Origin of the sequence: Poseidonibacter ostreae (assembly GCF_009208075.1) — a bacterium.
GTDB lineage: Bacteria > Campylobacterota > Campylobacteria > Campylobacterales > Arcobacteraceae > Poseidonibacter > Poseidonibacter ostreae.
This window is the reverse complement of record NZ_WFKJ01000030.1, coordinates 1-21818: the sequence shown is the minus strand read 5'-3', so window position 1 is coordinate 21818 and position 21818 is coordinate 1. Positions and strand designations below refer to the sequence as shown.

General features: G+C 26.8%; 20 protein-coding genes and 1 pseudogene. 14 read left to right on the top strand and 7 right to left on the bottom strand.

Annotation, left to right across the window (positions count from 1 at the left end):
* Positions 1-185 precede the first annotated feature (185 nt).
* The 5 genes from GBG18_RS10060 to GBG18_RS10040 all read left to right on the top strand — a co-directional run bounded on the left by GBG18_RS10060 (position 186) and on the right by GBG18_RS10040 (position 7265).
* On the top strand, positions 186-1382 hold the full coding sequence (locus GBG18_RS10060) for a NifS family cysteine desulfurase (RefSeq protein WP_152190773.1): 1197 nt from the start codon (positions 186-188) through the stop codon (positions 1380-1382).
* Positions 1383-1412: 30 nt separating this feature from the next.
* The gene (locus GBG18_RS10055) at positions 1413-2393 is read left to right on the top strand and encodes an iron-sulfur cluster assembly scaffold protein (RefSeq protein ID WP_152190741.1); all 981 of its coding nucleotides are present in this window, start codon (positions 1413-1415) and stop codon (positions 2391-2393) included.
* A 94-nt stretch (positions 2394-2487) separates the two neighbouring features.
* Positions 2488-3471 (top strand): hydrolase, encoded by a 984-nt coding sequence (locus GBG18_RS10050; protein WP_152190739.1) that lies wholly within the window; start codon positions 2488-2490, stop codon positions 3469-3471.
* A 61-nt stretch (positions 3472-3532) separates the two neighbouring features.
* Positions 3533-4777 (top strand): MFS transporter, encoded by a 1245-nt coding sequence (locus tag GBG18_RS10045; protein WP_152190738.1) that lies wholly within the window; start codon positions 3533-3535, stop codon positions 4775-4777.
* 58 nt (positions 4778-4835) lie between these two features.
* Positions 4836-7265, top strand: a complete 2430-nt coding sequence (locus GBG18_RS10040; RefSeq protein ID WP_152190736.1) for a sensor histidine kinase — start codon at positions 4836-4838, stop codon at positions 7263-7265.
* Between the two features lie 4 nt (positions 7266-7269).
* Here GBG18_RS10040 and GBG18_RS10035 read toward each other — a convergent pair whose 3' ends face one another.
* The 5 genes and pseudogenes from GBG18_RS10035 to GBG18_RS15775 all read right to left on the bottom strand — a co-directional run.
* Positions 7270-7998, bottom strand: coding sequence for a TIGR03915 family putative DNA repair protein (locus GBG18_RS10035; protein ID WP_152190735.1), 729 nt, complete (start codon positions 7996-7998; stop codon positions 7270-7272).
* A complete protein-coding gene (locus GBG18_RS10030) occupies positions 7995-9230 on the bottom strand; it encodes a putative DNA modification/repair radical SAM protein (protein ID WP_152190733.1) in 1236 nt (411 codons plus the stop codon). The genes GBG18_RS10035 and GBG18_RS10030 overlap by 4 nt, the downstream gene beginning before the upstream one ends.
* A gap of 43 nt (positions 9231-9273) precedes the next feature.
* Positions 9274-10671 (bottom strand): cryptochrome/photolyase family protein, encoded by a 1398-nt coding sequence (locus GBG18_RS10025; protein WP_152190732.1) that lies wholly within the window; start codon positions 10669-10671, stop codon positions 9274-9276.
* A gap of 81 nt (positions 10672-10752) precedes the next feature.
* On the bottom strand, positions 10753-11151 hold the full coding sequence (locus GBG18_RS10020; RefSeq protein ID WP_152190730.1) for a PAS domain-containing protein: 399 nt from the start codon (positions 11149-11151) through the stop codon (positions 10753-10755).
* Between the two features lie 8 nt (positions 11152-11159).
* Positions 11160-11729: pseudogene (locus GBG18_RS15775) on the bottom strand (methyl-accepting chemotaxis protein); the annotation flags it as partial.
* A gap of 988 nt (positions 11730-12717) precedes the next feature.
* Between GBG18_RS15775 and GBG18_RS10010 the strand changes: the two are divergent.
* The 5 genes from GBG18_RS10010 to argH all read left to right on the top strand — a co-directional run bounded on the left by GBG18_RS10010 (position 12718) and on the right by argH (position 17356).
* Entirely contained in the window at positions 12718-13485 is a 768-nt protein-coding gene (locus GBG18_RS10010) for a sulfite exporter TauE/SafE family protein (RefSeq protein ID WP_152190726.1), read from the top strand.
* Positions 13486-13506: 21 nt separating this feature from the next.
* Positions 13507-14124, top strand: coding sequence for a hypothetical protein (locus GBG18_RS10005; protein ID WP_152190724.1), 618 nt, complete (start codon positions 13507-13509; stop codon positions 14122-14124).
* Positions 14125-14199: 75 nt separating this feature from the next.
* Complete coding sequence (locus tag GBG18_RS10000) at positions 14200-14634, top strand: hemerythrin domain-containing protein (RefSeq protein ID WP_152190723.1); 435 nt, start codon at positions 14200-14202, stop codon at positions 14632-14634.
* Between the two features lie 6 nt (positions 14635-14640).
* Positions 14641-15909 carry a hypothetical protein gene (locus tag GBG18_RS09995; RefSeq protein WP_152190721.1) on the top strand — a complete coding sequence of 423 codons (1269 nt, stop codon included), beginning with the start codon at positions 14641-14643 and terminating at the stop codon, positions 15907-15909.
* Positions 15910-15964: 55 nt separating this feature from the next.
* On the top strand, positions 15965-17356 hold the full coding sequence (gene argH / locus GBG18_RS09990; protein ID WP_152190720.1) for an argininosuccinate lyase: 1392 nt from the start codon (positions 15965-15967) through the stop codon (positions 17354-17356).
* 52 nt (positions 17357-17408) lie between these two features.
* Here argH and GBG18_RS09985 read toward each other — a convergent pair whose 3' ends face one another.
* Together GBG18_RS09985 and GBG18_RS09980 are read right to left on the bottom strand one after the other, a co-directional pair.
* Positions 17409-18314: a chemotaxis protein CheV gene (locus tag GBG18_RS09985; RefSeq protein WP_152190718.1), complete on the bottom strand. Its 906-nt coding sequence runs from the start codon at positions 18312-18314 to the stop codon at positions 17409-17411.
* A gap of 62 nt (positions 18315-18376) precedes the next feature.
* Positions 18377-19027 carry a tRNA threonylcarbamoyladenosine dehydratase gene (locus GBG18_RS09980; RefSeq protein ID WP_152190716.1) on the bottom strand — a complete coding sequence of 217 codons (651 nt, stop codon included), beginning with the start codon at positions 19025-19027 and terminating at the stop codon, positions 18377-18379.
* A gap of 60 nt (positions 19028-19087) precedes the next feature.
* Between GBG18_RS09980 and greA the strand changes: the two genes are divergently transcribed.
* From greA to GBG18_RS09960, 4 genes are all read left to right on the top strand, one after another.
* Positions 19088-19573, top strand: a complete 486-nt coding sequence (greA, locus tag GBG18_RS09975; RefSeq protein WP_152190714.1) for a transcription elongation factor GreA — start codon at positions 19088-19090, stop codon at positions 19571-19573.
* Entirely contained in the window at positions 19573-20577 is a 1005-nt protein-coding gene (gene argC, locus GBG18_RS09970) for an N-acetyl-gamma-glutamyl-phosphate reductase (protein WP_152190712.1), read from the top strand. Before greA ends, argC begins: the two co-directional genes overlap by 1 nt.
* The gene (locus tag GBG18_RS09965) at positions 20567-21265 is read left to right on the top strand and encodes a UDP-2,3-diacylglucosamine diphosphatase (protein ID WP_152190711.1); all 699 of its coding nucleotides are present in this window, start codon (positions 20567-20569) and stop codon (positions 21263-21265) included. The genes argC and GBG18_RS09965 overlap by 11 nt, the downstream gene beginning before the upstream one ends.
* On the top strand, positions 21262-21818 hold a 557-nt coding region (locus GBG18_RS09960), incomplete at its 3' end, for a hypothetical protein (protein ID WP_152190709.1). The genes GBG18_RS09965 and GBG18_RS09960, both read left to right, overlap by 4 nt.

Genomic DNA, 21818 nt, shown 5'->3' with positions numbered 1-21818 from the left:
ATATGTCTATGCTTTTATACGAATTTGACTATAATACTGCCAAAATTTGTGATGAATTTAAGAATTTTGAATCAAACTATTTTAATTAAGACAATTTTTATCCTATTTGCACTAAAATACAATTCGATTAAAAAATATAAAAATTAAAATAGTAAACAATTAAACTAATAGGAATATAAAATATGATGGAAGTTTATTTAGATAATAACGCAACTACAATGGTAGATCCAAAAGTTTATGAAGAAATGAAACCATTTTTTTGTGACATTTATGGAAACCCTAACTCACTTCATAAATTTGGAGCTGGAACACATCCTAAGATGGTTGAAGCTTTAGATTTCTTATATGAGGGAATTAACGCAGCAGATGAAGATGATATTATTATCACTGGAAATGCAACTGAAAGTAATAACACAGTTATTAAAGGTATCTGGGTTGATAAAATTTTAAATGGTGATAAAAATCACATTATTACAAGTGAAGTTGAGCATCCAGCAATAACAGCAGCATGTAAATTCTTAGAAACACAAGGTGTAAAAGTTACATATTTACCTGTAAATGAAGAAGGTATTTTAGAAGCATCATTAGTAAGAGATGCAATTACAGAAGAAACTGCATTAGTTACTATTATGTGGGCAAATAATGAAACAGGTAAAATCTTCCCAATTAAAGAAATTGGACTAATTTGTAAAACAACAGGTGTTGCTTTTCACTCTGATGCTACTCAAGCAATTGGAAAATTTCCAGTAGATGTTCAAGAGTGTAATCTTGACTATATAAGTTTTTCAGCACATAAATTCCATGGACCAAAAGGTGTTGGTGGATTATATGTTAAAAAAGGTTCTGAAGTAACTCCTTTACTACATGGTGGTGAGCAAATGGGTGGAAATAGAGCTGGTACTGTTGATGTTGCATCAATGGTTGGAATGGGATGGGCTATGCATTTAGCAACATCTACAATGGCTTTAGCTTATGAAAAAAATCACGTAAGTAAATTAAGAGATAAATTAGAAGCAGCAATTTTAGAACTACCAGAAACAATTGTAATTGGTGGAAAAGAGAATAGAACTCCAAATACAACTTTAATTTCTATTAGAGGTGTTGAGGGTGAGTCTATGTTATGGGATTTAAATCAAAATGGTATTGGAGCTTCAACAGGAAGTGCATGTGCTAGTGAAGATTTAGAAGCAAACCCTGTTATGAATGCATTTGGTTCAGATAGTGAATTAGCTCATACAGGTGTAAGATTCTCATTAAGTAGATTTAATACAGAAGAACAAATTGATTATGCAATTAAAGTAGTTCAAGGCGCAGTTAAAAGATTAAGAGGACTTTCAAGTTCATATGCATATGCACCTGAATCTCATAAATCAGCTTTATAAAAATAAAAGAATAATAAAAAGGAAAATGACATGGCAAAAAATGATTTAATTAGTGGATCAATTTGGGATGAATATTCAAATCAAGTTGTAAATAGAATGAATAGCCCACAACATCAAGGTGAAATTACTGAAGAGCGAGCTAAAGAATTAGGAACAAAATTAATTGTTGCTGACTTTGGTGCTGAATCATGTGGTGATGCTGTAAGATTATATTGGGCAGTAAATGAAGAAACTGATGAGATTGTTGAATCTAAATTCAAATCTTTTGGTTGTGGTACTGCAATTGCATCTTCTGATGTTATGGCTGAATTATGTGTTGGTAAAACTGTTGATGAAGCTGTTAAAATTACAAATATTGATGTTGAAAAAGCATTAAGAGATAATCCAGATACTCCAGCTGTTCCACCTCAAAAAATGCACTGTTCTGTTATGGCTTATGATGTTATTAAAAAAGCAGCATCTGAGTATAAAGGTGTTGATATGGAATCTTTTGAAACAGAAATTATTGTTTGTGAATGTGCAAGAGTAAGCTTAGGAACAATTCAAGAAGTTATCAAAATTAATGACTTAAAAACAGTAGAAGAGATTACTGATTATACTAAAGCTGGTGCTTTTTGTAAATCATGTATTAAACCAGGTGGTCACGAAGAAATGGACTACTATTTAGTTGATATTTTAGCTGATACTAGAGCTGAAATGGAAGAAGCTAAAATGAAAAATGCAGCAGATGCTAGTGAATCTGGTGAATTAACATTTGATAAAATGACTTTAGTTCAAAGAATTAAAGCTATTGATTCAGTATTAGATGAAGATATTAGACCTATGTTAGTAATGGATGGTGGAAACATGGAAATTATTGATATTAAAGAAAATATTCCTCATTATGATTTATATATTAGATACTTAGGTTCATGTTCAGGATGTTCGTCTGGGTCTACTGGAACTTTATATGCAATCGAATCTGTATTACAACAAAAAATTGATGAGAACTTAAGAGTTTTACCAATTTAATAAATAAATATATATTATAAAAATTTAAAAGGCTCATTCTTCAGAATCGGCCTTTTTTTATTTCCTTATAAGTAATTGTTTACTACATTGTTATATGAACAATATAAAAACTACTATAGGTTTTACTCCTGCATACGGCTTAAAAAATAGACATCTACAAACTGTTTATTCTTCTTTTTTTAGAAAAGATATGAACTTAGATTATGAGATTGAAGAGTTTACATTAAAAGATAAAGATTTTGTAGAATGTTATTGGTTAAATAAAAATAAAGCTAATAAAAATATCTTTGTAATTTTCCATGGTCTTGAAGGCTCTTTTCTTTCTCCTTATATTCAAGGTATTATGAAAGCTTTAAAAGATAAAAACCAAGCTGTTGTTCTTATGCATTTTAGGTCCTGTGGACCAAAAGTAAATAGAAAAGCCAAAACTTATCATAGTGGAGATACTAGTGATGCTATTGAGTATTTAAAGTATTTAAATAAAAAATATGAAAATGCAAAATTTTTTACAATAGGTTATTCTATTGGTGCAAATATGTTACTTAAACTTTTAGGTAAAGATTTCATAGATAACTTTATTGAAAAATCTGTATGTGTGAGTGCACCCCTTGATTTAAGTATTTGTGCAAAAGTTCTTAATTCAGGTTTTGCAAAACTCTATGAAAAACACTTATTGCAACTTTTAAAAAAGACACTAATAAAAAAATATGAAAGACATGACTATAAAAAACTACTAAATTTAACTAAAAAAAGAGTTGAAAAAATATCTACAATTAAAGAGTTTGATGATTTGTATACTTCTAAAATAAATGATTTTGAAAGTGCAGAGAATTATTACAAGCTTAATTCATCAAAACAGTTTTTAAAAAATATTAGAATTAATACTTTGCTAATTTATGCTCTTGACGATCCTTTTATGAATAAAGATATTCTTCCTTTAAAAGAAGAACTATCAAATAATTGTACTTTTGAACTTTATGAAAATGGAGGACATTTAGGCTTTATTGAAGGAAGTATTTTTAATCCTAAATATATGTTAGAAAGAAGAATAATTGAATATTTTAAAGAATATTATTAAAATATAAGCTATTTTTGTTAGGATAGGTCTTATTAAAAATTAATATTAAAAAAGGCTAAAAATGAGTGTAAAAAAAATCATCTTCCCAATATCTTCTTTATTCTTTGCAATAGGATTTTTAGCTATTGGCTATGGAATGATTTTAACATTTATTGGTATTTATCTAAAAGAATTAGAAGTTAGTAACTCTATTATTGGTATTATTAATGCTTGTTTCTTTTTAGGTGCTGTATTATCTTCTATATTTAGTCAAAAGATTATCTCTAGTGTTGGACATATTCGAAGTTTTGCAGCATTTGCAGCTTTAATGGTAATTACCTTTTTATTACATGCAGTTTTTTTCAATGAAATTTTATGGGCAGTTTTAAGACTAATATCTGGATTCTCTTTTTATGCTCTTTTAATTATATTAGAAAGTTGGCTAAATGAAAAAGGTTCAGAAGAAAGTAGAGGAAAAATCTTAGCTATTTATACGATAGTTTTTTATTTAGCAACTGCTATTGGACAACTTTTTTTAAATATTGACGAACATTTTAAACAGTTTATTTTTACTATTGGTTCTGCACTTGTATTATTTTCTGTTATTTTTATATCTCTAACAAAGATAAAAGAGCCTGTTTTAACACCTTTTGATAAGTTTAGTTTTCCAAAGATTTTTTCAATTGTTCCTCTTGCTACGGTTACAAGTTTTATAAGTGGTTTTTTAATTGGTGGTTTCTTTTCAATGCTTCCTGTTTATATTTTAATGCAAAGTGATTCTGTTGAATTAGTATCAAAATTTATGCTAATTTCAATTATAGGTGGCTTGATTTCACAATGGCCTGTTGGAATGCTTTCTGATAAATTTGGTAGAAGAAAACTTATATCAATAGTATCTTTTATTAGTGCTTTTACTTCTTTACTTTTTGTTGTATATGCAAATGAAGAGTTATATTTACTTATTCTTGGGTTTTCATTAGGTTTAACTGTATTTACTTTATATCCTTTAGCAGTTGCACGAGCAAATGATGTTGTTGATGAAAATAAAGATATTGTTGAAATTAGTAGAACTTTACTTTTTACTTATGGAATAGGATCTTTTTTTTCACCTTTAATCATAGGTGTTGGTCTTAGTTTTAGTCCAAATTTCTTATTTGTATGTTTCTTTGTTTTATGCTTAGCTTTAAGTATTTATGCTTTAACACAAGAAAGAGTTAAAGACAAAGATTTAAGTGTATTTGTTAACATTCCTATTACTTCTGGAGCTGAACTACCAGAGTTAGATCCAAGACAAGATGAAGAGTACTCTCAAAGTGAATTAAAATAATACTTTTAGAATACTATTATGTGCTATCATGAGTAAATTTATATACTCATGACACTTAATGCCAAATAAAAAACTACATAAAATATTAATATCACATTTTTTCAAATTTTCATTAATTCCGATTTTAGTTGTAGAAATTGCACTATTAGTGCTTTATTTCTCTATTAATGCATATATTTCTTTAAAAAATACAAACTTATTATTAAATAATGCTCAATCGCATACTTTAGAAGTTTTAAAAAATGAATCAAAATTTATTAGTGATAAACTAAGTGAAGTTACAAGACTTGCGAAAGTTCTTCAATATGAACATCAAGAGATAATGAAAAATTCTAAAAACTTTGGGCTTCCAAATGGTGAACCTAGTTTTAAAGTTGCAAAAAATGGAGTTTTTTATAAAGCAAATAAAGTTGGATCTTCTTTATATTACTCTGCAGAAACAAAAATTGGTGAAAAAGAGTTAGCTAAGGCTAAATTTACTGAAGCTATGGATATCTCCCTTAAAAGTATAGTAGATACAAATGAAAATATAGTTGCTGCATATTTTAATACAAGTGATAATATGAATAGACTTTATCCTTTTATCGATGATGTTGCACAACAATATGGAAGACATATTAATATGGCTGATTATAATTTTTATTACTTAGCTGATTTAAAACATAATCCTAAAAAAGAACCTGTTTGGACAGGCGCATATTTAGATCCTGCTGGAAATGGATGGATGCTATCTTGTATTGTTCCTATTTATAATGGTGACATTTTAGAAGGTGTTACTGGAATTGATATTACAATTGATAGTTTTGTTAAAAATATTTTAAATAGAAAACTACCATATAATGCAAATTTATTTATGGTTGATAAAGATGGTATGATTATCGCAATGTCTGAATATATAGAGAATCTTTTAGGCTTAAAAGAGTTAAAAGAACACTTATATACAGATGCTATTTTAAAAACAATAGAAAAACCTGAAGAGTTTAATATTTTAAAAAACAGTACTCCTTTTGCTTCCCAATTTAAACAATTAATACAAGAAAAGGTGTCTACAGACTCTTTGATTATTCAAGGAAATGAGTATTTAGCATTAGAGCAAAAAGTTCATGAGACAGACTGGGAGCTTTTAATTCTTATAGATAAAAATGAGATTTTTGATTCTATTGTACATTTAAAAGAACTTTCTAATAAAATAGGTTATTTTGCAATTGCTTTTCTTCTTCTATTTTATATTATATTTTTCTATTTTCTTTTAAGAAGAATAAATATTTTCTCAGATGTTATTACTCAACCAATTGTAAAACTTTCTGAAGAGACAACAAAAATAAAAGAAACAGACAGTAAAATAAATACTATAAATACAGATATTTTAGAAATTTATCAGTTAAATACAAACTTCTCAAATATGATGAGTGAATTAAATAAGAAAACACAAAATCTAAATGAAGCTAAACTTCTTGCAGAAGAATCATCAAGAGCTAAAGATGATTTCTTAGCAAATATGAGCCATGAATTAAAAACTCCACTAAATTCTGTAAACCTTATAAGTTCGATTATGCTTAAAAATAAAAAAGGTAATTTTGATGAAAAAGATATTAAAAGTTTAGGTATTATTAATAATTCAGGAAAAGATTTACTAAAGCTTGTTGAAGATATATTAGATGTATCAAAACTTGAAGCAGGTGAAATTGAAGCACATTATTCAGACTTTAACTTATATAAACTTTTAGAAAAAACTTATAATAACTTTGAACTTCAAATGAAAAATAAAAACTTAGGATTCTCTTATGAATGTAGTAAAGAGATTGGATTAATTCATAGTGATGAAGATAAAGTTAAACAGGTATTAAAAAACTTATTAAGTAATGCCTTTAAATTCACAGATCATGGTGAAATAAAACTTACTGTAAGATTAAATAAAGAGTTTATTGAATTTGAAGTAAAAGATACAGGGGTTGGTATTCCAGAAGATAAAATAGAAGATGTTTTTGATAGATTTAAACAAGTTGATTCAAGTATAACTAGAAAGTTTGGTGGAACTGGACTTGGTTTATCTATTATAAAAGAGATTACAACATTACTTGGTGGAGATATTAAAGTTGAAAGTAAAGTAAATATTGGTTCAACTTTCACTGCAAGAATTAAATCTAATAAAGAAGAAATCATTCAAAAAGAAGTAGGTAAAAATAGTAATTCTTTAAATAGCAATAAGAAAAAAATAGTACTTTTTAATAATAACCCAATAAAATTTATTTCACTATCTGTTTTATTACAAAAATCATTTAATTTAACTACTACAAGTAGTTTTACTGAATTATTAGATATTTTAAAAGAATCTACTTTTGATTATATACTTCTTGACTCTTCAAAATTTGATGAAGAAAAGTTATCTAAATTAGAAATCTTTAAAGAAAAAACTATACTTATAAATGAAGAAGATTTATCTAATACAAATAAAATAAAAGAAATTATTTCCTTCCTTGATTCTTAGTTACTTATATGAATTCACTCATATAAGTTCTATAGATTAAAGGAACTAGATTTTGTTGAAGTTTTAAATTAATTCTTTCTTCAATCGTAACACCTTTAAAAAATCTTTTCCAAAGCATTTGAAATTTTTCTTCACTTTTTGAATGTTTTGGTTCTTCGAAGTGTGATACTTCTTGAATTGAAAACTCTTCATCTATTTTTATAAAAGCAAGTTTTCTATTTATATCATGAATTATAAAGTTTTGATTATTGAATCTTTTTAAAAAATGTTTAGCTAAAAAATATAATACATTAAATCTACACTCTAATTTGGCATATAAAGTACCATCTTCAAGCTCTTCAAATCTTATAAACGCATACATTTTATGAACATTTTTAAATAACTCTTTTTCTAAGTTTGTAAGATAAAAAACACAAGAGTTATTGATATTTAAAAGCTGTTTATTATCTTTAAATCCAAGAATAATATACTCTAATAAAGCTATTTCAAAATCTTTTGAATCACACATAAATATATTTAATATTTTTTGTACTGTCTGTTTTGAGAAATTGGATTTAATTGCTTTTAAAACTTTTGTATATTTTTGTTCTTCTGTTTGAATATCTTTTATCTCTTCAAAAACTATTTCATTTGGAATCTCTTTATAGATTTTTATAGGTCTTAATTTTTGATAATAAACATCATAAACTAAAGATAGAAATCCTTCAAAAGTCTTATCATAAATTAAAATCATAGCTCACCAGTAATTGAACTTATATCAAATAATGAGGGTTGTATTATTTTTTTTACTTCGGGTTTTATTAGTGCTGTTCTTATATTTTCTCTATAAAAAGGAACTTGTTTTTGAAACTCTTTATCACAAGTTATAAAATATTTTGCTTTTTTAATTGAGATTTTTAATTTCTTTAAATCATCAAAAGTTAGTCTTTTAAATCTTCTTGCTTTTAATATCTTAAATACACCTCTAGCTCCAATTCCTGGAATTCTTAAAAGTTCTTCTTTTGAAGCTGTATTTATTTCCATTGGAAAGTATTTTAGATTGTTAATTGCCCAAAAAGCTTTAGGGTCTAAGTCTTCATCTAAATTTGGAAATTCATCTGTTACTATCTCTTCCCAAGAAAAATCATAAAATCTTAGTAACCAATCAGCTTGATAAAGCCTATGCTCTCTTAACATTGGGGGTTTAGAGACTATTGATGGAAGATTTCTATCATCATTTACAGGGATATAAGCGCTATAATAAACCCTTTTTAATAAAGCTTTATCATAAAGTGCTGAACTTAGTTTTAAAATATCTCTATCACTTTCAGGAGTAGCACCTACAATTAGTTGCGTACTCATACCTATTGGTTTTTGATTCTTTTCTAAACTTAAATCTCTTGCGAATTTTAGAGGTTGAAGTACTTTTTCTTTTGTCTTATTTGGAGCAAGAAGTTTTAAAGATTTATCACTTGGAAGCTCAATATTTGAGCTTACTCTATTTGCTAGTTTTACTATTTGCTCAACTAATTCCATGCTACTAGCAGGTATAAGTTTTACATGAATATATCCATTAAATTTATATTCATATCTTAAAATTTTTAGAGCTTTTAAAATTAAAGTCATGGTATGGTCTTCAGTTTTTACAATTCCAGAACTTAAAAAAAGTCCCTCAATATAGTTTCTTTTATAAAAGTTTATAGTGATATCAGCAAGTTCTCTTGGAGTAAATACAGCTCTTGGGATATCATTTGAAATACGATTTATGCAATAGGCACAATCATAAATACATATATTTGTAAGAAGTACTTTAAGTAAAGATACACATCTTCCATCAGGTGTAAAACTATGGCAAATTCCACTTGTATGAGTTGCTCCTAACTCACCTTTTTTATAATTTGTTTCAACTCCACTTGAAGAACAAGATACATCATATTTTGCACTATTACTAAGAATTTCCATTTTTTCATATATATCATTTTTCATACTCTAATTTTAGTAAAAAATATAGCTAACACTTAAAAATATATCATTTTGTAATAAAAAGATTTTCTATAAAATTATTGGCTATTTCTAAATGCTTTTGTAGCTTCTCATCTTTCATTTTATTTAAAAGTGCTATTTGCATTTTCATTCTTGGATTTTGCGCAAACTTATTTGAATATTTATTTAAAAATCTCCAATATAAAGCATCTACAATAGGACTCCAATCTTCACTTTTTTTATAGTCACTCATTTTTATAATATAATTTGAACTACAAATATATGGTTTAGTTGTGATACTTCCTCCATCACTAAACCCACTCATTCCATATACGTTTCCGACCATTACCCAATCATAAGCATCAATATAATGTTTCATAAAAAACTTATAAACGCTATTTGGTTTTATTTCAAGTAATAAAAATAAATTTCCTAAAATCATTAGTCTTTCTATATGATGATTATATGCACTTTGATTTAGTTTTTTTATACAATCATCTAAAGGAGTAATCCCACTTTTAGCTTCTAATATTTTAAGAGGAATTTCATTTTTAAATTCAAAAAAATTAGAATTACGTAAAGCTACACCATCATTTTGATAAATCTTTAGCATAAACTCTCTCCAGCCTATTATTTGACGTATAAAACCTTCTTTTGCATTATATGCAGCATCTGCACTTACTATTTTTTCTATTAATTCTTTTAAATCTATAAGACCTATATTTAATGAGCTTGAAATATTCGAGTGAAATAAAAAGTACTCTTTATTTTGCTTTGTTATTGCATCTTGATAATCTCCAAAGTTTTCAAATTTATCTTTTATAAAATACTCAAGTTGGATTGATGCTTCATCAAAAGTAGTAGGATAATAAAAATCTTCATTTACAACTCCAAGAGTTTTAAACTTTTTACAATAATTTTTTGCTTCTTTTACATATTTATTATCAAAGCTAAATGTTGCAGGTATTTTTATATCTTTTGGAAGCTTTTTCCTATTTTCACTATCAAAACTATACTTGCCATGAAGTGGCTTACCATTTTCCATAAAAATATTTAGTTCATTTCTTCTATTTTTATAAAAATTATGCATAAATTTATTTGAATCATTTGGATTTATAAAGTTAGGGTTTTTAACTGTTTTAATATTAGTAAAGTTTTTATAGACTTTATTTTCTAAATAATCATCAAATAAATCATAAACATAAATTTCTTCATCTTGATACTTATTTAGGTAAGTTTCGTCTTCAAAATATTCAATATCAATATTATGTTCTTTTAAATACCCTTCATAAAATTTCATACTTGCACGATGAAGAACTAGCTTTTGAATATGAAAGTCATATTGTTTAAAAAAAAGTGGCTCTTCTATTAATAGCACTTTGGTATTGTTAAGTTTTTCTATATTTTTAAAAAGTTGATTAGGGTATAAAATAAATATTTTCATAAAAAGATTTTATGATTTTTAGAAGTTGTTTTGTAGGACTTACTTGTGCTTTAATAAGAAAATTAAAAAGCAAAAGAATAATTATATGCTCTCTTTTGCTTTTAAATCTTTGTATAGAATTATATGTTCATTAATTTCTTCAATACTTGCTTTTCTTCTACAAGATAAGTAACCTTTTCTTCCATCTGATGTAGTAGTTGGAAAAACTGTTGCAAATACCCAATAATAGTTACCTGATTTTGTGGCATTCTTTACATATCCACTCCAAATTTCACCTTTTTTTACAGTGTCCCATAAGTCTTGAAAAGCAGCTTTTGGCATATCTTTATGTCTTACAATACTATGTGCTTGTCCTATTAATTCATCAACTTCATATTCAGCAATTTTACAAAAATCATCATTTGCAAATATTATAATTCCTTTTTCATCAGTTTCACTTACTAAAAAGGCAAAATCATCTAAAACTATCTCTTTTCCCATTATTTATCCTAGTTTACTTTTTTATTTTTTGCATCATCTACTAAAATTTGTGCCATTAAAAGAGTTTCATCTGCAAAGTCTGCTACCTTGCTAGCTTCACTTGCATTCTCTTGTGTTACTTTATCTAGTATTGTAATTGCTTGATTGATTTGTTTAATACCAGTTAACTGTTCATTTGAAGCAACACTTACGTCTTGAATAATATTAATTGTTTGAGATATTAGTGTATTTAAATTATTGTATCCTCTACTCATTTCATCTGATATCATTTTACCTTGATCTGTTTTTAAAGTTGCATTTTCAACTAAGATTTTAATCTCTTTTGCCGCTTGTGTACTTCTTGTTGCAAGGTTTCTAACTTCACCTGCAACAACTGCAAAGCCTTTTCCAGCTTCACCTGCAGTTGCAGCTTCTACTGCTGCATTTAATGAAAGGATATTTGTTTGGAATGCTATTTGATCAATCACACTTATCGCTTCATTTATTGAAGTTACTTTTTGATTTATTTCATCCATAGCACTTGCTGTATCACTAGCAAGTTTTTCTCCTAAAGTAACAGATTCTTTTACTGTTTTACTTAAGTCTGCCATTTTTATAGCATTTTCATTATTGTTTTGTGTAATGGAAGTAATTTCTTCTAAAGATGCTGCTGTTTCTTCTAAAGACGCAGCTTGTTCATTTGCTCTTACTGATAGGTTTTCAACTGACTTATGCATACTAATAGAATTTGATTCTAATTTAGTACCATTCTTTAAATTAAGTTTTGCACTATCATTTAATTCTTTTCCTAATTTATTTATTTGTTCCATTGTAATAAGCATTTTTCCCTTTAATATAGGGTTTATTTTCATTTGATCTCGATAATCTTGATTTGTATACTTATCCATTATATCAACTAATTCTTGCATGTTTTCATTTGTTGTTTCAAGCATTTTATTTACTATTATTTTTAGAGTATGAATCATAAAATTGTTAGAATTAGTATGTATTTTAGAAGTATAAATTCCTTGTGAAACTTTATTCAATGCAATTACAACTTCTCCAAGCACATGCATGTCATTTTTTCTCATCGTATCAAATTTATCTACATATAAATTTAATTCTTTTAAAATTAATCCAATATCATCATCATTAATAAATTCTGCTTTTTTAATTCGATTTGTTTTATAAAAAGCAAAATCCATAAGATTATCAATATATTTTTTAAGTTTATCAATACCTCCAACAATTCTATTCATGGAGTGTATTGCTAAATATGTAGTTATAATAGCAAAGAAAATATTTACAGTAATAATTGCAATAATTTTATAGTCACTTAATATTGCAACTATACTTATTAAAGCGAATCCTATTTGACTTGAAATTAAGTTAATTAGTAATCTTTTTTTAGTTGATATATTTCTAAGCATTATTTGAACCTTGATAGTTATAGTTACTATAATTATACTAGAAAAGTAATAGTAATATATTGTTTTAAATCAATAGTCTAAATATTATTTTTTATATCTTATTCTTTGGAATATTTTGAACTTTTAGTTATAATTGCAAAAAATTAAAAGAGTATAAATGGAATTTTTACAAGATATTACTATTACATGGATCATAGTTTTTATAATTACAGGTTTTATTGCAGGTTATATAGATTCAATTGCAGGTGGTGGGGGAATGGTTCAAGTCCCTGTACTTCTATTAAGTGGTATTCCTCCTATTTTTGTTTTGGCAACAAATAAAATGGCAAGTTTATTTGGTGTTACAATGGCTACTATAAAATATTTTCTTAGTAAAAAAATATCTTTAAAAGTTGTAAGTATTGCTATTGTTCCATGTTTAATAGCTTCTTATATAGGAAGTGAATTAGTTATGTTTTTATCAGATGAGATTATTAATTGGGCTATTTTGATATCAATTCCAATAGCTTTACTCTTTTTATTAAAGAAAAGTAAGGATATAAAAGAAGAAAAAACTGAATTAAATAATAAAAATATAGTTTTAGCAACTGCACCAATTGGTTTTTATGATGGCTTATTGGGACCTGGAACTGGAACTTATATGACAATTTCAATGAAAAAGTTTTTACATTTAGACTATATTGTTTCAACAGCTTCAACAAAACCTTTAAACTTAGCTACAAATCTAGGTTCAGCAATTGCTTTTGTTGCTGCTGGAAAAGTATTATGGATGATTGCTCTTCCTATGGCCTTAGCAAATATGGCTGGTTCATGGACTGGGAGTCATTATGCTATTAAAGGTGGTGAAAAGTTTATTAAAAAAGTATTAGTTATTGTTTTAGTTTTTATGCTTCTTGCAAATATTATTAAAATTATTGTTTCATAGTTTTTTAGATAAAATTAATAAATGTTAAAAAAACTGTTACTAATTTCTTTTAGACCTTTTATTTCATTACTTATAATAGGTTCTATTATTGGCTATTTTCATAAGTATGATTTTTTGCTTTTAGTCTTATTACTTTGTATTTTTATTTATAGATTTTATAAGGACACAAGAATAAATCCTGAGAAAAATAAAGCATATATATTATTTTCTGGGACTTTAATAAGTGGTTTTTTAGGAGTTTGTGCTGAAGTTTGGGGAATTGAAAATGGATATTGGCTTTATTATGATTTAAGTAGTAATAGGCAATTTCCTTATTGGTTACCACTTGCTTGGGGTTTAACTTTTATGTTCTTTTATCGTATTGAAGAAAATATCTTAAGGCTAATAAAAATTGATACTTTAAAGAGTAAAATTCTTATGCTTATTCTTATATCTGCAATATTACCAACTTTTGGTGAAATTATTACTATTTACTTTGGGGTTTGGTCTTATACTTGGTCTTACCAACTTTTAGGTGTTCCTCTTTTAGCTATATTTTTATTAGTTGTTTTTCATACTTCCATTTTCTTTTTCTTTATGTTTATTTGTAAAAAATATAATATTCAAAATAAAGTTTTTAATAACAAAGATAATCAATAGTTTATATTGATTGTTATCAATTTATATACTTACTGTTTTTAATATAATGTAAAAAATCAAAAATAAGGCATTATAATGGAAACAATATCATCATTTTTAACACAAGATCATAGAGCATGTGACGAAGAGTTTGCAAGCATGGAAAATGCTGTAGCATCTGAAGATTGGCTAGATGCAAACTCTAAACTAATTAAATTTTCTGAAGATTTACTACATCATTTTGATATGGAAGAGAAAGTTATGTTCTCAGCTTTTGAAAACAAAACAGGAATGACTCAAGGCCCAACTGCTATGATGAGAATGGAACATGACCAAATGAGAGGTCTTTTAGAAGATTTAAAAGCGGATGTAAATGCTACAAATAAGAATCATTTCTTTGGTGTAAGTGAAAGTTTAATGATGTTAATGCAACAACATAATATGAAAGAAGAACAAATGTTATACGCTATGGCAGACAGTCACTTAGGTGATATTGTAGGTGATGTTGTAGATAACATGAAAGCAATATAGATATATATGTTCAATCAAGGCCTAAGTTTAGAGCAAGCTCCACCTATTAATGTTCCTATAAAATTCTTTTTAAGTGCTCCTATTTTTGGAGTGCTTTTAGGACTTCTTTTTCTTTTTACTCCATTTGTTGAAGTTTCAAATCAATATTCATATGCTGCAATTGCTGCTGTTCATTTATTTACTCTAGGTATTTTATCAATGATAATATTTGGAGCAATGCAACAAATGATGCCAGTTCTTGCAGGTTCAGTGATAAAAAGACCACTTTTATTTGGAAATGTAGTGCATACAAGCTTAGTACTTGGAACTTTAGGTTTGTGCTCTTCTTTCTTTTTTGAAATAAAGATGCTTTTACATCTTGGAGTACTTTTTTTATCAATTGCTTTTTTATTCTTTTTTTCAATTACAATAAAACTACTTTTTAAAGTTGAATTTTTAACATCAACTGTAAAAGCTATGAGACTATTTTCTGTTTCAGGATTACTTACATTTTTTCTTGGACTGTTTTTAGGTATTTCGCATATGAGTGGTAATATGGGTGAAAATTATACTGTATTTTTAAATTCTCATATTTTATTTGCATCTTTTGGTTTTGCTGCTTTACTTATAATTGGAGTATCTTTTCAAGTTATTCCTATGTTTTATGTAGCCCAAGACTTCGCTAAAGTTGTACAAAATAAAATGCCATTATTTATCTTTTTTCTTTTATTCTTAAGCTTTTTCTTTTTCTTTTTTAAAATAAATTTCTTTATTTTAAAAGTATTATTTGTGTTTATATTTATAACTTACTCGTACTTTGGATTAAAGTCATTAAATAATAGAAAGAGACCAGTCTTTGATATTACTTTATGGTATTGGAAACTCTCACTTATTATGTTTATTTTATCTATGGTTTTATGGTTATTTGATATTTTTGAATCAAGTTTTATATTGGCAGTTGTATTTGCATTTGGTTTTTTATATTCTCTATTACAAGGCATGGTTTATAAAATTATTCCATTTTTGTCATGGTTTCATTTAAGTTCAAAAGGACATTTCTCAATTCCAACAATAAGAGAGTTTATTGAAGAAAAAAATATAAAATATCATTTCTTTTTTCATTCAGCTTCTATACTATTTTTTGTTTTAAGCTATTTTATTAATTCTTTAATTTATTTAGCTTCAATACTTTTTATTATTTCAAATCTAATGTTTTTTACAAACTGCCTAATTGGAGTAAAAAAATATTCAAAGATAGCAAAAAAAGACCCTATGGATATGTCTGCTTTTAAATAATATCACTTATGTTATAATACGCGAAATTTAAGCGTATTACAACATAGGAAAACAGATGTCAAATCAAAATAATCAAATATTAAAAAATACAAATGCACAAATTCTAGATGAATTTAATGCTTCAATTATGTTCGATAAAGAACTTTACTCTCAAGATATTAAAGGTTCAATTGCTCATTCTCAAATGTTATGCGAACAAGGTGTTCTTACATTTGATGAACAAAAATTAATAGAAGATGGATTATTACAAGTAAAAGATGAAATCGAATCAGGGAAATTTGAATTTTCACTTGCATATGAAGATATTCATATGGCAGTAGAAAATAGACTTACAGAAATCATAGGTGAACCAGGAAAAAGACTTCATACAGCAAGAAGTAGAAATGACCAAGTTGCAACAGATTTTAGATTATATGTACAAGAAAAATCTCTAAGTATTAAAGATTTATTAAAACAATTAGTGGATACTTTTGTAAATGTTGCATCAAAACATACTGAAACTTTAATTCCAGGTATGACTCATTTACAACATGCTCAACCACTTAACTTTGGATATCATTTATTAGCTTATGCAAATATGTTTAAAAGAGATTTACAAAGATTTGAAAGCTCTTATGAAAGAAATAACTATTCACCTTTAGGTTCAGCTGCACTTGCTGGAACTCCACATAATATAGATCGTCAAAGTACTTCTGATAAGTTAGGGTTTACAGCTCCTACTGCTCATGCTATGGATACAGTTTCTGATAGAGATTTTGCTTTAGAGATTTTATTTAATATAGCAACTTCAATGATGCATATATCAAGAATCTCAGAAGAACTTGTAACATGGTCATCTTATGAATTCCAATTTATAAGAATGAGTGATGAATACGCTACTACTTCTTCAATTATGCCGCAAAAGAAAAACCCTGATGTTCCTGAACTTTTACGTGGTAAAACAGGAAGAGTTTATGGAAACTTAATTTCACTTTTAACAGTTATGAAAGGTTTACCATTAGCTTATAATAAAGATACTCAAGAAGATAAAGAAGGTGTTTTTGATTCTGTTAAAACTATTGAAATTTCATTAAAGATTTTAAATGAAGTTATTAAAACAATGATTGTAAATGTAGATAAAATGGAAAATGCTTGTAAAATAGGGCACTTAAGTGCAACTGATTTAGCAGACTTTTTAGTTCAAAAACAAAATATGCCTTTTAGAACAGCATATTATATTACAAAAGATGTAGTTGAAAAGGCTAATAGTTTAAATAAAGATATTAGCGAATTAACTGTTGAAGAAATTAGAGAATCTAATGATGAAATTAAAGATATTGATGAAGAGATTGTAATGTATTTAGATTTAAGAAACTCAATGAATGCAAGAACTTCTCTTGGTGGAACATCAACAATTCAAACACAAAAACAAATAGAAAATTTTAAACAGTGGTTAGAAGAAAAATAGATTAGAAAAAAATAAACTAGAAGATTTTCTTCTAGTTTAAGATATTTAAGTATTAAGATAAAAACTTTCTAGTTAATTCAAATAGTGTAGGAATATCAGTTTTACCTACAAATCCATCAACTCCAATTTGATCCATTTTCCCTCTTACTGCTTCTGTTGTCATTGAAGAGTTTACAATAACTGGAATATGTTCATATTTAGAGTTCGCTTTTATAAATGAAGCAACTTGATATCCATCAGTTCCTGGCATTTCAATATCTGTAATTACCATACCAATTGATTCTGGATTAAGTTCTTCTATTCTTTTTAAAAGTAGTGTACCATTTGTATAAATTTCAAATCTTGCACCAGTTTTTTTGAAGAAACTGTTTAATACTTCTCTAGCAACTCCTGAATCTTCAGCTGCAAGAATTACTTTATCAGAGTGTAATTTATCATCTACATACTTTTGTATATCATCTTCCCCATCATCAGTCCAACCAATATCTCTTAATAATTGCTCAGCATTAAATACTGTACATAGTTCGTCTTTTTCGTGAACCTTTACATATGTAGTATATGTAATTTTAGAGTTTGTTTCTTCCGTATGTCTTAAGTCATCAGTTGTTTTTTCAACAATATCTAGCATATCTTTTACTAAAAACCCAATTTTTTTATGATTGAATTCGCAAAATATAACTAATTTATATTCTTTTACAGCTAATGGCTTTCGTCCTAACCATGCATCTAAATTGATTAGTGTAACTGGTTCACCTCTAATAGTTGCAATTCCTGCAATAATATCAGAGTCAGTAGGAGTATCATTTATAGCTACTTCTTCAGTAATTATAAAAGCTTTTACTTTTGCTATATTAATAGCGTAAATATTATCGTGACCAGTGTAAAATACTGCTAATTGTTGAACATTTCTCAAGTGAGCTTGTGTCATTTGCTCAACACTACCACTAATTCCGCTCATATTAATCCTTTTTTCTCTTAAGTTATTTATTATATATCTTTTATTCTTTAAGTAACTTTAAGTTATTTTTTCATTTTAGCAAGTATTTTTTGTACAGTAACAGATGCCATCATTAAACCAAATGAACCCGTAACTGCTTCAAAGCTTCCTTTTTCTATACAATTTGGGTTTTCAGATGAAAAAATTACTTTAAATTTTTTCTTAAATCCTTTTTGTTTTAATTCAGTTCTTATTTTTCTAATAAAAGGATCATTAAAAGTATCCCAAATTGATTTGTACTCAATCTTACTAGGATCAATCCTTTTTGCACTTCCACTTGTTGTGATAACTTTTTTATAATGTCTTTGAATTAAATGAACTTTTGGTTTGATATCATCAATTGCATCTAAGATATAATCATAAGATGAAAAATCAAATTCATCAATCCATTGAGGTGTAATTTTTTCATTAATTGCAATTACATCTGGATATTTTTCTTTTAAAGCCTCAACTTTAATACGTCCAATATTTCCTACACTTCCTAATTGTCTATTCATATTCGAATCTTCATAAGTGTCAAAATCTACAATTGTAATATTTGTAATTCCAGTGTTATAAAGTGCATCTAAAGCAAAACTTCCAACTCCACCAACACCTAATAATATTAGTTTTGTGTCTTGGAATTGATTAAATGTTTCATCGCCAAAAAGCTTTTTTGTTCTATCATATTTCATCTAAACTACTCTTTTAAAAATTTTCGCTATTATATCATAAATTAATGATTGGAGATGTTGATGGATAAAGAGCCCATGACAAATGTCGGATACGAAAAAATTACAGGTGAATTGGATTTCTTAAAATCAAAAGAGAGACCAGAAACGGTAATTGAACTTGATGAAGCTAGACAATTAGGAGACTTAAAAGAAAATGCAGAATATCATGCAGCAAAAGATAAATTAAAACTAATTGATGTACAAATAGCAGAACTTGGAGCAATTATCTCAAAAGCTGTAATTATAGATCCAACAACACTTCCACACACAAGAGTAAGCTTTGGATCAACTATTGAAATAGTTGATGTAAACAGTGATGAAGAGTTTAAATATTCAATTGTTGGAGGAGTTGAATCTAATGCAGATAAAGGATTAATCTCTTTTAATTCTCCACTTGCTAAGCAACTTTTAGGAAAAGAAGAGGGTGATGAAATTAAAGCAACACTTCCTGGTGGAGTTAAAACTTTTGAAATCTTAACTATTGGATATGAGGAGTTAAAAATATAATGAATGTTGCGATTATTGGAGCTAGTGGTTACACTGGTTTAGAACTAATAAAACTATTATTGACTCATCCAAAATTTAATATTACGTATATTGCAAACTCTACAGGTGAAGAAAATGTACAAGATTTACACCCTTGTTTAAAAGATGTTGTAAATATTGATGTTTCTAAAGCTAATGCAAAAGAAGTAGCTAAAGTTGCTGATTTAGCATTTTTAGCACTTCCACATAAAACATCAATGTTTTTTGCAAAAGAGTTACTTGAACTTGATGTAAAAGTAGTTGATTTATCTGCTGATTATAGATTAGAGCTTGATACTTATGAAGAGCATTATTGTCCTCACGAAGATAAAGCACATATCAAAGATTCAGTTTATGGCTTACCTGAGTATTATTCTGAAGAGATAAAAAACTCTAAACTTGTTGCAAACCCAGGATGTTATCCAACAGCAACATTATTAGCTTTATTACCTTTTGTTGATTTTATCCAAGAGGGGAGTCAAATTTTTATTGATGCAAAATCTGGTGTTAGTGGAGCTGGTAAAAAGTTAAGTGAAGTTGCACATTTTGTAAATTTAAATGAAAATTCTCATGCTTATAATCCATTTAAACACAGACATATGCCTGAGATTCAAGAAAAAATAAAATTAGTAAAAAACAAAGAGTTTCAAATAAACTTTGTACCACATTTACTTCCAGTAACAAGAGGAATGTTAGTATCTGTTTATGCAACACTAAAAGATGAGATTGATGTTGAAAAGATTTTAGAAGATACTTATGTAAATAATGAGTTTGTAAGAGTTAGAAAAACACCAGTTGATTTAAAAATGGTTGCTGGTACTAATTTTTGTGATATTTTTGTGGCAAGAAATGGTAAAGCACTTTTTATTAACTCATCAATTGATAATTTACTAAGAGGGGCTTCTTCACAAGCTGTTGTAAATGCAAATATTATGTGTGGTTTTGAAGAAAATGAGGGAATACCAAAAATAGCTTATGTTCCTTAATCTTCAAGAGAATGCTATTTTTATAGCTGATTCTCACTACAATTTAAAAAATACTCAATTTTCAAGCTTTTTACTTAAGATAGAAAGTAAAGAGCTTGAAACGTCTCAACTTATTTTGATGGGTGATAACTTTGATTTTTTATCAGGGGAAAGTAAATACTTTATAAGACAAAATAAATCTGTAATAGAACTTCTAAATAAATTATCTAAGAGCATAGAAATAGTTTATTTAGAGGGAAATCATGACTACAATTTACAAAAACTTTTTCCAAATATAAAAGTTATAAAAAGAGAAAATCAGCCACTATTTGGAAAATATAAAGATAAAACAATTGCTCTTTCACACGGAGATAACTTTATAAATTGGCAATATGACTTATATTGCTCAATAATTAGAAATCCTATTTTATTGAAATTTTTAAATAGTATAGATTTTAATAATTTTATTTCAAGAAAAATTGAAGCATCTCTTTTAGGAAAAAATATTTGTCATAAGATTGAAAACTTTAAAAGCTTAGTTACTAAAAGGATTAATAATTATAAAACTGATATAATTATAGAAGGTCATTATCATCAAGGGTCAAGTTTTAAAATTGAAAATAAAGAGTATATAAATATTCCATCTCTTTGCTGTGATGACAAATATATGATACTAAATAATTATGAATTTATAGGAAAAAATATATGAGTACACTTTTAATAGTAGGTATAATTATAATATTAATTATAGCTATTTCTCTTCTAGTGATTTTATTTAATATGAATAATAATGCTAATAGTAGTAAAAACAACAAAAGTATTAATAACAGTGTTGTTCAAAAAGAAAATACACCTAATAATGAAAAAATATCATTAGATATTAATAATATTGCATTACCAAAAAAGATTAAGCAAATGGACTCCTTATCTTTATCAAAGGCTGCAAAAAATGTATTTGAATCTTTTAAAGCTTTAGATTATGTAAATAAACCATCTTCAAAATTAGATAAAATTGAGTGGCACTCTTGGCAAGTTTCACTTTTAATTGCTATAATTAAATCACAAAAAGGCTATTTTGTTCCAAATAATGATGCTTTGTTTCATGAACTAATTTTGAATACAAATAAAGATTCAATAGTTCAAGCAACTCAAAAAATTATTAATAAGTACAATAACAATGTTAATATAAGTAAAAGTAGAGATGAATTGTCACATGATATAATATGGTCTAGTAAAGAAGTATCAATGCTTTTTTATTATAT

What these genes read in the sequence shown, in the direction of transcription:
- GBG18_RS10055 (WP_152190741.1), top strand. Translation starts at nt 1,413, where the DNA reads ATGGCAAAAAATGATTTAATTAGTGGATCAATTTGGGATGAATATTCA.
- argC (WP_152190712.1), top strand. Translation starts at nt 19,573, where the DNA reads ATGAATGTTGCGATTATTGGAGCTAGTGGTTACACTGGTTTAGAACTA.
- GBG18_RS10050 (WP_152190739.1), top strand. Translation starts at nt 2,488, where the DNA reads ATGAACAATATAAAAACTACTATAGGTTTTACTCCTGCATACGGCTTA.
- GBG18_RS09980 (WP_152190716.1), bottom strand. Translation starts at nt 19,027, where the DNA reads ATGAAATATGATAGAACAAAAAAGCTTTTTGGCGATGAAACATTTAAT.
- argH (WP_152190720.1), top strand. Translation starts at nt 15,965, where the DNA reads ATGTCAAATCAAAATAATCAAATATTAAAAAATACAAATGCACAAATT.
- GBG18_RS10020 (WP_152190730.1), bottom strand. Translation starts at nt 11,151, where the DNA reads ATGGGAAAAGAGATAGTTTTAGATGATTTTGCCTTTTTAGTAAGTGAA.
- GBG18_RS10030 (WP_152190733.1), bottom strand. Translation starts at nt 9,230, where the DNA reads ATGAAAAATGATATATATGAAAAAATGGAAATTCTTAGTAATAGTGCA.
- GBG18_RS10000 (WP_152190723.1), top strand. Translation starts at nt 14,200, where the DNA reads ATGGAAACAATATCATCATTTTTAACACAAGATCATAGAGCATGTGAC.
- GBG18_RS09995 (WP_152190721.1), top strand. Translation starts at nt 14,641, where the DNA reads ATGTTCAATCAAGGCCTAAGTTTAGAGCAAGCTCCACCTATTAATGTT.
- GBG18_RS10035 (WP_152190735.1), bottom strand. Translation starts at nt 7,998, where the DNA reads ATGATTTTAATTTATGATAAGACTTTTGAAGGATTTCTATCTTTAGTT.
- GBG18_RS09985 (WP_152190718.1), bottom strand. Translation starts at nt 18,314, where the DNA reads ATGAGCGGAATTAGTGGTAGTGTTGAGCAAATGACACAAGCTCACTTG.
- greA (WP_152190714.1), top strand. Translation starts at nt 19,088, where the DNA reads ATGGATAAAGAGCCCATGACAAATGTCGGATACGAAAAAATTACAGGT.
- GBG18_RS10045 (WP_152190738.1), top strand. Translation starts at nt 3,533, where the DNA reads ATGAGTGTAAAAAAAATCATCTTCCCAATATCTTCTTTATTCTTTGCA.
- GBG18_RS10040 (WP_152190736.1), top strand. Translation starts at nt 4,836, where the DNA reads ATGCCAAATAAAAAACTACATAAAATATTAATATCACATTTTTTCAAA.
- GBG18_RS10060 (WP_152190773.1), top strand. Translation starts at nt 186, where the DNA reads ATGGAAGTTTATTTAGATAATAACGCAACTACAATGGTAGATCCAAAA.
- GBG18_RS10005 (WP_152190724.1), top strand. Translation starts at nt 13,507, where the DNA reads ATGTTAAAAAAACTGTTACTAATTTCTTTTAGACCTTTTATTTCATTA.
- GBG18_RS10025 (WP_152190732.1), bottom strand. Translation starts at nt 10,671, where the DNA reads ATGAAAATATTTATTTTATACCCTAATCAACTTTTTAAAAATATAGAA.
- GBG18_RS10010 (WP_152190726.1), top strand. Translation starts at nt 12,718, where the DNA reads ATGGAATTTTTACAAGATATTACTATTACATGGATCATAGTTTTTATA.
- GBG18_RS09965 (WP_152190711.1), top strand. Translation starts at nt 20,567, where the DNA reads ATGTTCCTTAATCTTCAAGAGAATGCTATTTTTATAGCTGATTCTCAC.